11 protein-coding genes are annotated in these 15,494 nt (G+C 60.9%); 9 read left to right on the top strand and 2 right to left on the bottom strand.

Annotated features, from left to right (window positions below; genetic code table 11):
- Nucleotides 1-41: 41 nt before the first annotated feature.
- Nucleotides 42-1,676, bottom strand: a complete 1,635-nt coding sequence (locus tag IPK17_RS29745) for an ABC transporter substrate-binding protein (protein WP_343421328.1) — start codon at nucleotides 1,674-1,676, stop codon at nucleotides 42-44.
- 183 nt (nucleotides 1,677-1,859) lie between these two features.
- Nucleotides 1,860-2,981 carry a M24 family metallopeptidase gene (locus tag IPK17_RS29740; RefSeq protein ID WP_343421327.1) on the bottom strand — a complete coding sequence of 374 codons (1,122 nt, stop codon included), beginning with the start codon at nucleotides 2,979-2,981 and terminating at the stop codon, nucleotides 1,860-1,862.
- Between the two features lie 199 nt (nucleotides 2,982-3,180).
- Here IPK17_RS29740 and IPK17_RS29735 point away from each other — a divergent pair, with 199 nt between their 5' ends.
- The 9 genes from IPK17_RS29735 (at nucleotide 3,181) to IPK17_RS29695 (ending at nucleotide 15,321) form a co-directional block, all read left to right on the top strand.
- Nucleotides 3,181-3,609 carry a PaaI family thioesterase gene (locus tag IPK17_RS29735; RefSeq protein ID WP_343421526.1) on the top strand — a complete coding sequence of 143 codons (429 nt, stop codon included), beginning with the start codon at nucleotides 3,181-3,183 and terminating at the stop codon, nucleotides 3,607-3,609.
- A 1-nt stretch (nucleotide 3,610) separates the two neighbouring features.
- A complete protein-coding gene (locus tag IPK17_RS29730; protein WP_343421326.1) occupies nucleotides 3,611-4,606 on the top strand; it encodes a zinc-binding dehydrogenase in 996 nt (331 codons plus the stop codon).
- A gap of 8 nt (nucleotides 4,607-4,614) precedes the next feature.
- Nucleotides 4,615-6,165, top strand: a complete 1,551-nt coding sequence (locus tag IPK17_RS29725) for a class I adenylate-forming enzyme family protein (RefSeq protein WP_343421325.1) — start codon at nucleotides 4,615-4,617, stop codon at nucleotides 6,163-6,165.
- 22 nt (nucleotides 6,166-6,187) lie between these two features.
- The gene (locus tag IPK17_RS29720) at nucleotides 6,188-6,961 is read left to right on the top strand and encodes a VOC family protein (RefSeq protein ID WP_343421324.1); all 774 of its coding nucleotides are present in this window, start codon (nucleotides 6,188-6,190) and stop codon (nucleotides 6,959-6,961) included.
- Entirely contained in the window at nucleotides 6,958-8,223 is a 1,266-nt protein-coding gene (locus tag IPK17_RS29715; protein ID WP_343421323.1) for an amidohydrolase family protein, read from the top strand. Before IPK17_RS29720 ends, IPK17_RS29715 begins: the two co-directional genes overlap by 4 nt.
- Before the next feature lie 30 nt (nucleotides 8,224-8,253).
- The gene (locus IPK17_RS29710; protein ID WP_343421322.1) at nucleotides 8,254-9,207 is read left to right on the top strand and encodes an ABC transporter permease; all 954 of its coding nucleotides are present in this window, start codon (nucleotides 8,254-8,256) and stop codon (nucleotides 9,205-9,207) included.
- 3 nt (nucleotides 9,208-9,210) lie between these two features.
- Entirely contained in the window at nucleotides 9,211-10,122 is a 912-nt protein-coding gene (locus IPK17_RS29705) for an ABC transporter permease (RefSeq protein WP_343421321.1), read from the top strand.
- Complete coding sequence (locus IPK17_RS29700; protein ID WP_343421320.1) at nucleotides 10,122-10,727, top strand: GntR family transcriptional regulator; 606 nt, start codon at nucleotides 10,122-10,124, stop codon at nucleotides 10,725-10,727. The genes IPK17_RS29705 and IPK17_RS29700 overlap by 1 nt, the downstream gene beginning before the upstream one ends.
- Before the next feature lie 367 nt (nucleotides 10,728-11,094).
- Entirely contained in the window at nucleotides 11,095-15,321 is a 4,227-nt protein-coding gene (locus tag IPK17_RS29695) for a tetratricopeptide repeat protein (protein WP_343421319.1), read from the top strand.
- Nucleotides 15,322-15,494 lie beyond the last annotated feature (173 nt).

Below are 15,494 nucleotides of genomic sequence, written 5' to 3'. Positions count from 1 at the left end.
CTGCGGGAAGGGGTGTCGGAAGACACCCCTCACGAACGCTGTTACTGAGCCCACGTCCACTGCGGAACGCTGGCGAACAACTGAGTCAACGAGCTGACTTCGGGGACATTCAGCGACGCGCTGTAGGTGATCAGGTTGTCGAGGCGAGCAAGATGCGCCCACACCGCGTTCTCTTCGACGATTTCTGCCGCGCGCCAGTACAACTGCTGACGAGCCGCCGCATCAAATTCCGTGGGGGCGTTGGCGATAATCTCTTCGAACTCGTCTGTGCTATCCCAGTGCGCAAAATTGAGCGCTTCGCCGCGGCCAAAGTTCGTCTGAAGTTCGCCCTGTGGAATCTGCTCAAACGCAAACCAGCCGCTGATCGCGATTTGGAAGTCACTGGTCCCAGTCAGATATTCCGAGAAGTAGGTATTGAAATCGCTCACGGCGATGTTGGTTTCAATGCCCACATCGCGCAGATTCTGCTGGACGATCTGCACGGTGTTCGCGTAGAGCGGGCGGTCAAACGTGCCGAGTTCAACGCTGAACGGCGTGCCGTCATCCAGCCCAGCGACACCATGCGACTCGACAATACCGTCGCCGTCATCATCCGTCCAACCCGCTTCGGCGAGCAGCGCGCGCGCGCCATCGGGATCAAACGCGAAGCCTTGCAGGTTCGGGTTGTATTCGGGTAGGCTGGGGTGCACGATCTGCGTCACGGGGATGCCGAACCCGCCGCCAACCGCGGTGATGATCGAGCTGCGGTCAATCGCATGGTTGATCGCCTGACGGACGCGCACATCCTGGAAGAACGGCCAGTTCAGGTTGAACTGCAGCATGGTGAAGTTGACGCCGGGGAGCTGCAAGCGCGTCACCGTCGACTCATTTTCCAGCGTGACGAAATCATCGGGCAGGGTTTCCGGCACGATCTGCACACCACCGCTCAGCAGTTCAGTGATTTGCACGGACTGATCCGGGATGATGCGCCAGATATAATTGGTGATCTGGGCGGGTTCGCCGAAATAGCCGTCATAGCGCTGGTAGATCAACGCTTCGTCGGTACGCCATTCCACCAAGCGATAGGGACCAGTACCAATCGGGGCGCGCGCCTGCGGGGCGTTCGGCAGTTCGGCCACCGGGATGCCTTCGAGCAGGTGCGCGGGCAGAATATAGCGCCCGCCCTGAATATCGAGGAAGAGAGCCGACGGTTCTTCGGTCGTCAGCGCAATCGTATGTTCGTCGATGACCTGAATGCCTTCGATGCTGTCGGCAGTGCCGTCATGGTAGGCCTGAGCGCCCTTCAGCGCCAGCGATGTCGGCGCGAGCGCGCCACCGTAATCGGCGGAGGCGGGGAAGGTGAAGGTGAACGCCACATCCTGCGCGGTGAACGGCGTGCCATCATGCCAGGTCACGTCCTGCCGCAGATTGAATGTCCATGTTAGTTGATCGTCGGATACCGTCCACGAGTCGGCCAATTCACCCACGTAACTGCCGTCAGCCGCCTGCGCGACCAGACTGTTGTACAACACCTGCATGGCAAAGCCAGCGGTCGAAGTAATGGCATAGTCGACGATGAGCGAGTCCGGCTGACGCGAGAACGCCAGAATCACGGTGTCCGCGTCCGATTGCGCCGATACGCTCAAGGGGAGCAATACCAGCACGAGTAACAGGGCAAAAGTGACAATTCGTTTCATGCTATCCTCTCTAAAGATAATTACCCAGTTCCTGCTGAAATCGGGTGGTTAGCCCGAGGTTCCCGGTTATGACTCACGCCGCAGCCTCCGCCAGCGAATAGGAACAGCCTCGGCCCTACTATCAGGTTTTCGTAGGGTCAAGGTTGCCCTTGCTCCCAATGTGAAGAGGTGTTCGCTGTGGGCTTAAACGGGTATGGCGATTTCGCGTGGACACCGCGTGAGCAGTTGATAGCCATCGGCGGTGACGACGACATCATCTTCCAGCTTCATATTGCCCGCGCCGGCCACATAAATCCCCGGCTCAATACAGATGGTATTCCCCGGTTCCAGAGGCGCGGGCTCTGTATCCAGACTCGGATACTCAAACGAGGTCGCCAGGCCGATGCCATGCCCGATGCGGTGAGCCAGCGTGTAACCTGCCGCTTCGATGACCGCCACCGCCGCCCGATGCACGTCGATGCAGGGCACCCCGGGTCGGATGCGTTCAAACGCGGCATCATAGGCGCGCAGGATCACATCCCACACGCGGAGCTGATCGGCATTCGGTTCGCCGAGCACATAGGTGCGCGTCGCGTCGGCTTGATACCCCTGATAGCTCGCGCCAATGTCGATCATGACGGAATCGCCCACCTGCAGCGGGCGCTCAGTGGGCATGCGAATCGGGATGGGATGATCATTACCGCCGACCACCGTCCCGGCGAACGAGAGGTCAGCCCCCTGCCGCTGGATGTGATAGTTCAGGCGCGCGGCCACTTCAAACTCGGTTAAGCCGGGCTTGAGTTCCTCGCGGATGGCCTCAAAGGCCATGTCGGTGATGCGCGCCGCTTCGCCGAGCAGTTGCACCTCGAAGGCGCTCTTGCGCCAGCGCAGCTTGCCGACCGCCGTGCCGATATCGAGCAGTTCAGCAGTGGGAAACGCGGCTTTGATGGACTGATAGGTCGGGTAGGGTAAGCGGTGGAGTCCCACCACGCCAATGCGTTTGGCGTGCGGGGCGGCGGCATGCAGCAGATCGACCACTTTGGGCACGGGGTTAAACTGACCATACCAGTCGTCGAGGCCGGAAATTGCGCGCGCTTCGATCACCTGCCAGCTAAAGTTGAGGACACACGCCCACTGCTGGGCTCCTCCGGCAATGGCATAGGCATCACCCAACACAGGGACGAAATTCGTCACATAGCGGAAGGGTTCGGCATGCCCCCACCCGCCGTAGATGAGCACAAGATCACACCCGCCCCCTTGCGCCACCTGCCAGATCGCCTGCCGACGCTCACCGAGTTCACGATACCAATCCTGTGTGGTGATCACACTGCCCCCTTAACCGGGTGACTACCGCAACTACTGGATAATCTGCCTAAAGAGCTTTGGAAAATCGCTGGCGTATTTTTATGATACATTTGCTGTATACAAGTAGTATATTTCAAAGCATACACGGATCGCAATAGTCCAAAGTGCATTAGATTGTGGGCGAGAATTCAAACTATTTTTCACAAATGAGAGGTTTTTGATGGACCTAAGTGTGATGATGCACGCCTCACCGTATCATCGGTGGCTCGGTGTGGAACTCACCCGACAGGAGTCAGACGAAATCGAAATTCGCCTCCCGTACCGTCCGGAATTTTCCGGCAGTGATGAGGCGACCAATATTCATGGCGGCATCATTGCGACGTTGGCCGATATCACGGCCTGCTTCGCGATCATCAATAAGACGGGCAGCGACGCCCCCAACATTGACCTCCACCTCGATTACCTGCGCATGGCGCCGGATCGGAGCGATCTGATCGCGGTCGGGCGCGCCGCGAAAGTCGGGCGCACCATCGGCGTCGCCGATGTCGAAATCCGCACGCCGGAGGGGCGGCTGGTCGCGATTGCCCGCTCCAAAGTCACCACGACCACGCCCGGACGAGATACCCTGACGAAATCAGAGAGGAGCTAATATGCGCGCAGTCGTAATCCATGAGCACGGTGGACGGGACAAACTACTGCTCGAACAGGTGCCGACGCCGGAGGCGGGCGCGGGCCAGATCCTCGTCCGCGTGAAAGCGTGCGGACTGAATTACCTTGACATCTTCGTCCGGCGCGGCATGCCGGGCCTCCCGATTGAACTGCCGCGCATCACGGGCGGTGACATTGCGGGCGTGATTGAAGCGGTCGGCGCGGGCGTGACGAGCGTATCCGTCGGTCAGCGCGTGCTGCTCGACCCGGCGGTCGTACTGCCAGATGGCGAAATCGGCGCGCTGGGCGAAAACACGACGGGCGGCCTCGCCGAATACATCGTCGTTCCCGCGGAAAACGCGATTCCCCTCCCCGATGATGTCACCTTTGAGCAGTCCGCGGCCCTGCCGATCGCCTATGGGACGGCGTGGCGCATGCTCATCACACGCGGTCAGGTGCAGCCCGGCGAAAGCGTCTTCATCCTCGGCGCGAGCGGCGGCGTGGGCACGGGCGCGGTGCAGATCGCCAAGATGCGCGGCTGCATCGTCTACGTGGCCGCCAGCAGCGCCGACAAGCTCGAACGCCTCAAAGGGCTCGGCGCGGACGTGCTCGTCAATTACGCCGAACAGCCAGAATTCCACCGCTTTATCAAGGGACACACGCACGGCGCCGGCGTGGATGTCGTCGTGAACTACACGGGCGGCGACACATGGGTGAAGAGTCTCAAATGCGTCAAATTGGGCGGACGCCTGCTCACCTGTGGTGCGACCGCGGGCTACGACCCCCAAACCGATATTCGCTACATCTGGCGCAAAGAGATGGATATTCGCGGCTCGGATGGCTGGCAGCGTCAGGATTTGATCGACCTGCTGGAGGCCGTACGCAGCGGCCAGATCAATCCCGTCATCGACCGCGTGCTGCCCCTCGAAGAAACAGCCGAGGGGCATCGCCTCCTCGAAGATCGGGAAGTCTTTGGCAAAGTCATCATCGTCCCCTGAGAGGAACTATGCGCAGTAATTTTGGAGAGATCTTCTGGCGGTCTGTCTGCCTCTACCCGGATAAAGTCGCCATCGAGCAAGGTGATCTCAGCTTAACCTATGCCCAACTGGAAGACCGCACGCAGCGCTTCGCCCGCGTACTGGCAAACCTCGGCGTGCGCAAAGGCGATAAAGTGCTGCTGCTGCTGCCCAACGACTACCGCTTCGCGGAAATCCTGTTCGGGACGCTGCGGACGGGGGCAGTCGCCGTTCCAGCGAACATCAAATTGGGGCTCGACGCGCTGAGTTACATTGCCGACCACAGCGAGTCCACGGTCTTGATCGGGCACGCCGATCTGCTCGACAAAGTCGCCGGTATCCGGGAGCGCGTCCCCGCCATCCAGCACACCATCCTGCTCGATGCAGCTCTGCCCGGCACGCTCGATTACGATATCGAGCTGGCCAATGCCGCGCCCGGTTTTGCGACTGTACCCGTCGAACTGAGCGACCTCGCGCTGATCATGTACACCTCTGGCTCAACCGGACGCCCCAAGGGCTGCCTGCTCACCCACGAGAGCAAATGGTTCAACGTGCGCTCTAATTCCAAAGCCTACCAGCACGACGAAACCGAAAAGGCGCTCATCACCGGCCCGCTCTATCATGCGAATGCGCTGTGGGGCAGCATGCTGCCCATGCTCTACACAGGGGGTGCGATGACGATTCTCCCCGGCTTTGACGCTGTCGCGGTGATTGAAGCCATTGACCGCTATAAAGCCACATTCATGTCGGGCACGCCGTCCATGTTCACGCTGATGCTGGCGCAGCGCGAGGCGCTCGCCCGCGCGGATGTCTCCTCGATCAACCTGCTGATGTGCGGTTCGGCGCCTGTCCCCGAAGAACTGATGAACGCGCTCAAACGCCAGTTCAACTGTGAAGTCTGCGAAACCTACGGGCTAACGGAAGCGGGGGCGAACGTGCTCACGCCGCGCTGGGGGATCAAGAAATTTGGCAGTACTGGGCTGCCCGCGCCGGGCTTTGAAATTCGCATCGTCAAGCTGGACGACGAGACGCAGGAATGTGACCCGCTCGAAGTGGGCGAGTTGTGGAGCCGCAGCCCCTGCAACACTATCGGCTACTACAAGCAGCCCGATGTGACCGCCGAACGCATCACCCCGGACGGGTGGCTGCGCACCGGCGACCTGATGATGCGCGACGAACAGGGTTACATTTACTTCCGGGGGCGGCGCGATGACATGATCAACATCGGCGGCGAAAACGTCTACCCGAAAGAGGTCGAAACCATTCTGCTCACCCACCCGGCCGTCGCCGATGTCGCCGTGGTCGCCGCGAAACACGCCGTGAAAGGCCAGGCGCCCGTGGCGTGGGTTGTACTGCATCAGGGCACGAGCGCCACCGAAGACGAACTGCGCCAGTTCACGCTGGCGCACGGCCCGGCCTATGCGCATCCGCGCCGCGTCTTCTTCATCGACGTGCTGCCCGTGGGCGGCACGAACAAGATTGACCGCAAGTGGCTGACCGAAGAAGCCGCGCGGCGCATTCCCGAAGGTTTGGGCGGTTAGGCTGTTCGCAGAGAGGGAACGTATGCTGCATGGAATTGATCATATCGCGGTGGTCGTGCCGGACCTGAACACGGCAATCGCCAATTACACGACGCTCGGGTTCACGGTCGTGCCGGGCGGACGGCACCCCATTGGCTCACACAATGCGCTGATCGCCTTCGAAGACGGTTCGTATATCGAATTGCTGGCGTTTTTCGAACCGAATCCCGGTCACCGCTGGTATCAGGTGCTGCAGCAGGGCGGCGGGCTGGTTGATTACTGCATGGTCACTGACAACCTTGCCGCCGATATCGCCGCGTTTCGGGCGCACGGCCTGCCCCTCGCCGATCCTGCTCCGTTGAGCCGGACGCGTCCGGATGGCTACAAGCTCGACTGGGTGATGGGCTTCAGCGAACAGGAAGATCAGCAGGGCATCCTACCCTTTCTGATTGAAGATCTGACGCCGCGCGGCGAACGTGTCCCTAAACAAACTGAGCATGCTAACGGCGTCACGGGTATTCAATCCGTCACCGTGATCGGCCCGGATGCGCTCTTTCAACCGCTGACTAAGCTGTTTGAGTCGGTTGTGACCTTCGTTAGTCCCGAACTCAACACCTCCGGGTATCAGGCCACGAGCGGCGCGCACACGTTCAACTTTCTGCTACCCCCCGCAGCGGGGGCTATCGCCGACTGGGTGCGCCAGCGTGGCTCCGGCATTTATTCGGCTGAATTGACGACCACCCGGCGCGCTCTGCGCGGTGACTTAAATCTTCATCTGGCTCTGAACGGACGCTTTCGGCTGGAGGAATCGGCATGAACGAGACGCAAGTGCTTCTGACCAATGCCCGCGTGATCGACTGCACAGGCGCGCCACCCCGTTCCGGTCAAGCCGTGCTGCTCCGGGGGAAAAGAATCGCGGCGGTCGGCGCGGAAGCCGCTGTCCGGCGCGATTTACCACCGGAGACGCCCGTCATCGACCTCGCCGGAAAAACGCTGCTGCCCGGTTTCATCGACTGTCATGTGCATATCATGTGGAATCCCGATCCCACCGCCCCGCCGCAGCGGATGTCAAGCGTTCCGGTACGCGGGTTGGGCTACTGGAATAGCCGCGGCCTGCTGTACGCGCTCACGGCGTGCCGCCTGACCCTGGAGGCCGGTTTCACGACCATTCAGGACATGATGGCGCCGAATGATCAGATTTTTGCGCTGCGCGATGCGTTGGCGGCTGGGGAGTTCAGCGGTCCGCGCCTGCTCGCCTCCGGCATGTGCATCACGCATACGGGCGGTCACGGCACGGAAATGCTGAACGGGCAGGATGTCGCCTATATCGCCGATGGCCCCGACGAGGTCTTTAAGGCAGTGCGTCAACAGCTCAACGCCGGGGCCGATCTGATCAAGATCATGGGCGGCACGCGCCCCGCGCTCTCCGCACCCTACCGCGGACGCCCCGGTTACACGGTCGAAGAAATGCAGCCCGCCATTGAGGAAGCACATCGCGCCGGGGTACGTGTCGCGGCGCATGCGCACTCGGATACGCAGGGGATCAAGAACTGTATTCAGGCGGGCGTCGATCCCGTCGAACACGGTTTCCCGCTCGACGAAGAGGGCGCAACCTGGATGATCGAACGGGGCACGTTCCTTGTGCCCACACTGTCGGTCAACCCGGCGGCGCTCGAAGCAATCGCGCGCGGCATCTGGACGTATAAGGGGTCGGAAGCACAGGTGCAGCGTATGGCGGATATGGCGCCGAAGACGATTGAACTGGCGCACCGCCTCGGCGTGCAGATCGCGTTCGGCACGGATGCCGCGATGCCGCTGGTCATGCATGGGGGCAACGCCCGTGAGTTTGAACTACTGGTCGACTACGGGTTGACGCCAATGGAAGCGCTGCTCACTGCCACGCGCAATGCCGCCCAGAATTTGCACCTCGACGATCAACTCGGCACGATTGAAGCGGGCAAAATCGCGGATCTGGTGGTCGTGGACGGTGATCCGCTGGCGGATATCCGCCTACTGCAAAACCTCGACCGCATTAAGCTCGTCTTCAAGGATGGTCAAGCCGTTGTCAGCCGCATCTAGGCGGATTGCTCGTTAGGGAAAGCGCTCCGAATGCAGAACTACCTCGTGCGTCGTCTCCTGCAAATGATCCCGGTCTTCATTGGGATCACCTTTATTTCGTTTGCCATCGTGCGGCTCTCGCCCGGCGACCCGGTCGCGACACTTTTTCCGCCCGAAGTGTTAGGGCGCATCGATCAGGAACTGCTGCGCGAACAGCTAGGCTTGAATGATCCGCTCCCGGTGCAGTACGTCAAGATGATGGTGAGCTTCTTCAACGGCAGCTTGAACTCGTTTCAGGAACGGCGTCCCACCTCGGACATTCTATTCGAACGCCTGCCGATTACGCTGTTGTTTGCGACTACCGCCGTCCTGCTGGCACTGCTCATTGGCTTGCCCGTCGCGGTGATCAGCGCGCTGCGTCCCAATTCGTGGCTGGATAACGTGTTCACCACGGCGGCGCTCGCCGGGATCTCGATACCATCATTCTGGATCGCCCTGGTGTTCATCCTCATCTTCACCGAGCAGCTGCGCTGGCTGCCCGCCAGTGGTATCCGCCCGATCACGGCGACGGGTTACAATCTGGTCGAGATGCTGCCCTACATGATCATGCCGTCGATAGTGCTCTCGCTCAGCCTGATTCCGTCGATTGTGCGCTACACCCGCTCGTCGATGCTGGAAGTCATGACGCAGGATTATGTGCGCACCGCCCGCAGCAAGGGGTTAGCGGAACAGGTGGTTGTGATCCGGCATGGGCTGCGCAATGCGCTGCTCCCGGTCGTCTCATTGATCGGTGCTATCTTCCCCGTACTGCTCGGGGGGATGGTGCTGGTCGAATCGATCTTTGCGCTGCCGGGCTTAGGTCGGCTCGCGGTACGCGCCGCGCAAACCCGTGACTATCCGATGATTCTCACGCTCAACATGTTCTCAGCCGTGATGGTGCTGCTCTCCAATACGGTGACCGATCTCATCTATCAGGTTCTTGACCCACGCATCCGACTGAATTAGGCCATGACTGAGAACTCTAGCCCAACTTCTATCCACCCCTACGGGAAAGCGTTACCATCGCCGATCATCAAGGGCACACCGCAGCGCAACACGCCGCTGCGCCGCTTTCTACGCAACCCTCGGGCGGTCTTTGGCTTGATTCTACTGGTCGGCTTCGTGCTGATCGCCGTGTTCGCACCGGTCATTCCGCCCTTCGAACCTGATGAGCAGTTCGTCAACGACCGCTTGCTCCCGCCCAATTCCACCTATGTGATGGGTGTGGACGGGCTCGGGCGGGATGTCTTCAGCCGCGCGTTGTATTCTGCGCAGATTTCCATTCCCATTGGTATTTTCGCCATGCTGGTTTCAATCCTCGTCGGCGTGACGATTGGGCTGCTCGCGGGCTATCTCGGCGGTTGGGTTGATGTGCTCCTCATGCGGCTCACCGATATGCTGCTCGCGTTTCCGGTCTTCTTCCTCCTGCTCACCGTCACCACCTTGTTCGGTCGCACCATTCCCGTGTTGATTCTGGTGCTGGGACTCACCTCATGGGGCGTCAACGCGCGCATTGTCCGTGGTCAGGTGCTGGCGCTGCGCGAGAAAGAATTCGTTGAGGCTGCCCGCTCACTCGGCGCGGGCAATTATGGTATTATTTGGAGGCATATCTTCCCGAATATCGTGCCGTTGATCATCGTCGACGCCACGCTGCGGATCGCGCTGGTGATCCTAATCGAGGGGGGATTGAGTTTTTTAGGCGTTGGTGTTCAGCCGCCGACGCCCAGTTGGGGCAGCATGGTCGCCGAAGGCGGGACGCTGCTCCGGCGAGCGTGGTGGGTGAGCGTCTTTCCCGGCGCTTTCCTGTTCCTGTGTACGATCTCTTTCAATCTGGTTGGGGATGGGCTGCGCGACGCGCTTGACCCCCGAATGAAGCAATAATGAGTTCGAAAAAAAACGAAGTCTATGTTGGGTTGCACAGAAGTATCATCAGCGGGGAGATCAAGCCCGCCGAGATCATTAACGAAGGCGAAATCGCTCAGCGCTTCGGCGTGAGCCGGACTCCGGTGCGCGAAGCGCTGCTCCATCTGGTTGCAGACGGTCTGCTCACGGCTCTGCCGCGCGCTGGCTACATGGTGACGCCCCTGACAATTCAGGATGTGCAGGAAGCCTTTCACCTGCGCGAGATACTGGAATTGGAGGCGGTACGGTTGGCCGCCGCCCATATCACGGAAAAAGATCTCGAAATCCTCGAAAAGAACAAAATCGGCATACCGCCCGAACTGAATCCGCCCTACAACCGCCAATTTCATCTGGTCATCGCGCAGGCCTCCGGCAGCCGCCGTCTGGCGCGCCTGCTCAGCCAACTTCTGGATGAGATGGAACGCATCATCATCTACGATCCATTCATCAGTCATCCGCCCAACTCAGACGAGCACCAGAAAATCATTGACGCGCTCCGGGTTGGCGATGCCGGAACCGCGCAGATCGCGATGCTGGGACATCTACGCGCTGTTCAGACCAGAGTACTTGAGCGTTTCAAGTGAGCCAGTGCTAACGGTTAGTTCTCAACCTGCTGGTCATCGGACTTTTTCAAACCATACCTCTGCACCATTGCCGCAATCACTGGGGAGTCGTTGTCCGCCGTCTCCGGTGACGGTGCTCAATCGCACCGACCATGGTTGGTCGGTTCACGTTCTGAAAGCACAGAAATGTTCCACTGAGAACGGGATACTGCGTCAAAACTCTGACTCTTTCAACCCGCGTTCAGGGCTGATGCCAGTCGTTTTAGTGCACGTCTGGCGCGCGAACGCTTACCAATCATCAGCAATAGCTCACATTTTTGCTGTTCTGATAGCGTGCAGAACCTGGTTTGCCTATACTTGAATGCACCCAATAGTGCGAGGCATCCCGATGGCAACGCTTGTAACACGCTACCTGCCGGCAGACCGTGTGCACGCTCTGGCCGCAGGCACCCCGCTGGAAACTACCGCGACGGGCTCGGCTTTGTTCGCGGATATTTCCGGCTTTACCCCGATCACGGAGAAACTCAGGCAGGCGTTGGGCGCACGGCGCGGCGCCGAGACGCTGGCGTCGCACCTTAATCGAGTCTACGACGCGCTCATCGCCGAGGTTGACCGCTTTGGCGGGTCGATCATCTCCTTCGCAGGCGATGCGATCACCTGCTGGTTTGCAGGCGATGACGCTGCCCTGCACGCTGCCGCCTGCGCCTTCGCGCTGCTGGAGGCAATGCAGACCGCAGCGGAGATCCCGCTGCCCAATGGCGAAACGGCGTTGCTTGGGCTGAAAGTCTCACTGGCGACCGGGACCACACGGCGCTTTGTCGTTGGCAACCCCCACATTCAGCAGCTTGACGCGTTAGCAGGCGCGACCATCGCGCGGATGGCCTCCGGCGAGGGCGAAGCCGAACGCGGCGAGGTGGTCGCCGATGTGGCGACCGTCGAGGCGCTGAGCACGGCCGCCCGCGTGCGAATATGGCGTGAGGCGGGCGGCGAGCGCTTCGCCGTGCTCGAACACAGTGAGGCATTCGCCGCGGTGCTGCCCGCGATGCCGTTCCCGACTTCGTCGCTAGACGATGCGTTGGCTCGTTCCTGGCTGCTGCCGGCGGTCGCCGCGCACTTTGAGGCAGGCCTGGGCGAATACCTGACCGAATTGCGCCCGGCGGTGGCCTTGTTCGTGCGCTTCACCGGCATTGACTATGACCACGATCCCGACGCCGAAGCCAATCTTGATCGCTTCGTGCGGCTGGTGCAGCGCGTCGTGGTTCGTTCCGAAGGCAGCGTGCTGCAGCTCACCATTGGCGATAAGGGGAGCTATCTGTATGCAGCGTTCGGCGCGCCGTTTGCCCACGAGGACGACATCATCCGGGCGCTCGACGCAGCCCTCGAAATCCGCGCTGAGGCGGCGCAGCTTGGGTATCTCGACCCACTGCAAATCGGCATCAGCCAGGGGACGATGCGCACGGGCGCCTATGGGGGCGAGACACGCCGCACCTATGGTGTGTTAGGCGACGAGGTCAACCTGGCGGCTCGGCTGATGGCGCAGGCCGCGCCGGGGGAAATTCTGCTGAGTGAAACCGTCGCCGGGGCACGGCTGGCTGGTTTCGCGCTGGAAGCTCTCGCCGCAGTGCAGGTCAAGGGCAAGGCACGTCCGATTGGACTGTTCCGGCTGCTCGGGCGGCGCGAGGGGTCGTTTGAGGCGCGCTTCTATACCACCGCGCTGGTCGGTCGTGAGGACGAATTGGCAGTAGTTCAAGCGGCTTTCCAGCCGCTGTTTGCGGGACGGCACGCGGGAATCATCTACGTGAACGGTGAGCCGGGGATGGGTAAAAGCCGTCTGGCGTTTGAGACGCAGCGGCGTTTACAATCTGAAGCGCCGGTCACCTGGCTGACTGGACAAGCGGATCAGCTTAACCGTGCCCCACTCAGCGCCTTTCGCTACTTTCTGCGTCCCTATTTCGGCCAGCACCGTGAGGTGGATACTGCTCGTAACTTGGCTGCCTTCGAGACCGCTTTCGCCGGGCTGATGGCGCTCTCAGACGACCCCAACCGCGCCGACCTCCTGTTATATCGTTCGTATCTGGCGGGGGTCGTCGGGTTGGTCATTCCCGACTCCCCCTATGCAGCGGCGGATGAACGACTGCGCATTGACAACAGTCTCGCCGCGATCAAGGCCTGGGCGCGTGCAGAGAGCCAACGCCAGCCGCTGGTTCTGCATCTGGAAGATGCCCAATGGTTCGATCCGATTTCGCTCAGCGCTGTCCAGCAGTTAACTTACAACATGGCAAACGTTCCTGTCGCGCTGCTGCTGACCTGTCGTTATCAGGATGATGGCAGCCCGTATACCATTTCTGGCATCTACTCTGTACCCGTTCACACCGTAGACTTAGGCCGTCTGAACGCTGAGGGAGGGCGAGCGGTCGCCGAAGCGGTCCTCAGCAGCCCAGTCAGTGAGGCTTTGGCGCGTTTCTTGCACGAGCGGGCTGAGGGCAATCCCTTTTTCACCGAGCAGCTCACGCTCGACCTGAAAGAGCGTGGAGTGCTGACCCAGACGAACGCGCTGTGGGATATCCAGCTCGATACACATGTAGAAGTGCCGTCCGGGGTGAACTCCGTCTTGATCGCGCGGCTGGATCGCCTGGCGACACAGGTGAAAGCGGCAGTGCAAACCGCCGCCGTGCTGGGGCGTGAGTTCGATGTGCAGATCTTATCGTTGATGCTGCGCGAAAGTGCGCAAACCTATATTCAGGCGGCGGAAGGCGAGTCGATCTGGACGGCGCTCGATGCCCTACGCTACCTGTTTCGGCATGCGCTGCTGCGTGATGCCGCGTACCAGATGCAGGTACAGGAACGCTTGCAGGGATTGCACAGGTTGGCGGCCGAAGCCATTGAAGCGCTGTATCCCGATGATCCGGCCTATCAGGATGCGCTGCTCGAGCATTGGCGCAGCGTGGGCGCGGCGGAGAAGATCATCGCCTACACGGTTTTGGTCTGCCAGCGCATCCTCGACGTGACAGCGGAAAATGCCCGCGCCGAGCGCCTGCTGGATCAGGCGCTGGCGTTCGAACAGACCCCGGCGCTGCTGCGTCTGCGCGGCGATGTGGCAACCGACGCCGGAGATTATGCCGCCGCGACCACCCACTATACAGCCTGCCTGAACGCCAACCCGGACGCGGCGCAGCACATTCAGGCGCTCCTTGGGCTTAGCCGGATGGCACAGCTGCAGTCCAACTACCCTGTCGCGCAGGAACACGCGCAGCAGGCGTTGAACCTCGCGCAGTCCCAACAAAATCAGCTTGGGATCGCCGACTCGCTGCGCACGCTCGGCCTGATCGCACATCGACAGTCGGACCAGCAAACGGCTGTGCCCGCGACGGAGGAGAGTTTACGCCTCTATCGCGCACTGAACCACCTGAACGGCGTGATCGACGCGGTGACGAAGCTTGGTGAGATCGCGATTGATCGCGGCGACCGCGCGGCGGGACAGCGCTACCTGGAAGAAGGCTTAAGCTACGCGGAGGCGCTCGGCTCGCGCCGTCGCATCGCCGCATCGCTGAATACACTGGGGAACAACGCGCTGCTGAAAGGAGACTATGCGGCGGCACGGGGTTATTACGAGCGCAGCCTCAGCGCGCGGCGCGAGATCGGAGATCGCATCGGGGCCGCAACGGTTCTGGGCAACCTCGCCATTCTGGAGAGCGAGGTTGGCAACCTCGACGCGGCGGAAGCCTTCGCGCAGACCAGCCTGAGCGAGCGGCGCGCGCTCAATAATCCACGGGGCGTCGCGAACTCGCTCGGCATGCTGGCGTCGATTTACGCTTACCGTCGCCAGCACGACGACGCGCAGCGTCTCTGGGACGAAGCTGTGCAAATGCAGCGGACAATCAATGATCGGTGGGGCGCGGCAACCACGCTGGTCAATCTGGCCGAACTGGCACATCTGCGCGGAAACGACCAAGAGGCGCGGCGCTATGGACTGGAGTCACTGGAACTCGCCCGGCAGATTAATCAGGTGGGGAACATCGGTTTCGCGCTCGCCTACCTCGGCAGTATCACGAGTGAGCTGCAAGCCTGGGACGAAGCGCGCGGCTATTTTGAAGAAGCGCTGACGATCCTGAGACAGATCAACAACCAGGACGACTTGGGTCGGGCGCTCGTGAATTACGGCATCATGAACTCCAGAATCGGAAATTTGCTAGAGGCAGAGCGCCAGATTGAGGAAGGCGTTGCGGCGCTGCGGGCAATCGACGAGCGCAACCTCGCATGGTCGTTGGTGACCCTGGCTGAAGTCAAGCAGAAGCTGGGGCAACCACAGGCGACCATCGATGGGCTGCTGCGCGAGGCATTGACAGTCGCGCGGGCGAAGAGCGACACGGACGCGAAATTCAGCGCACTAATTGGGGTCGCGACGGTTTTCATGGCCCAGGCGCGCTATAGCGCGGTTGCCAGTGTGATCGGGCTGCTCGCGGCGCAACAGTATCCGCACGCCAATTGGGTCGCCGCGAATCAACTACTGACTGATCTGCGCGCGCGCGCAGACGTGGCAGTGATTGAACAGGATGGGGCACTGGATGTAGACGGCGCGATCGAACAGATGCTGGAGAAGCTCGAGCGAGCGTAGCTTGCTTCCCATATTCCCGAAAAATTCCATGCTGCGGTAGCCTGCCTCACGATGAGAGAACAGCTCGCCGCGAGGATCGCTGCTTGCCTGGTTGCCGTTGGGCGTGTTCCGGGCACTGGTTCATCATTGCGCACTGTTTCTCCAAAAACTTTACGCTGAGGTCGCCAGTTTCA

Source organism: Candidatus Flexifilum breve, from assembly GCF_016713355.1.
Note: the sequence above shows the minus strand (reverse complement) of the source record. Positions and strands in the feature narration are given on the sequence as shown.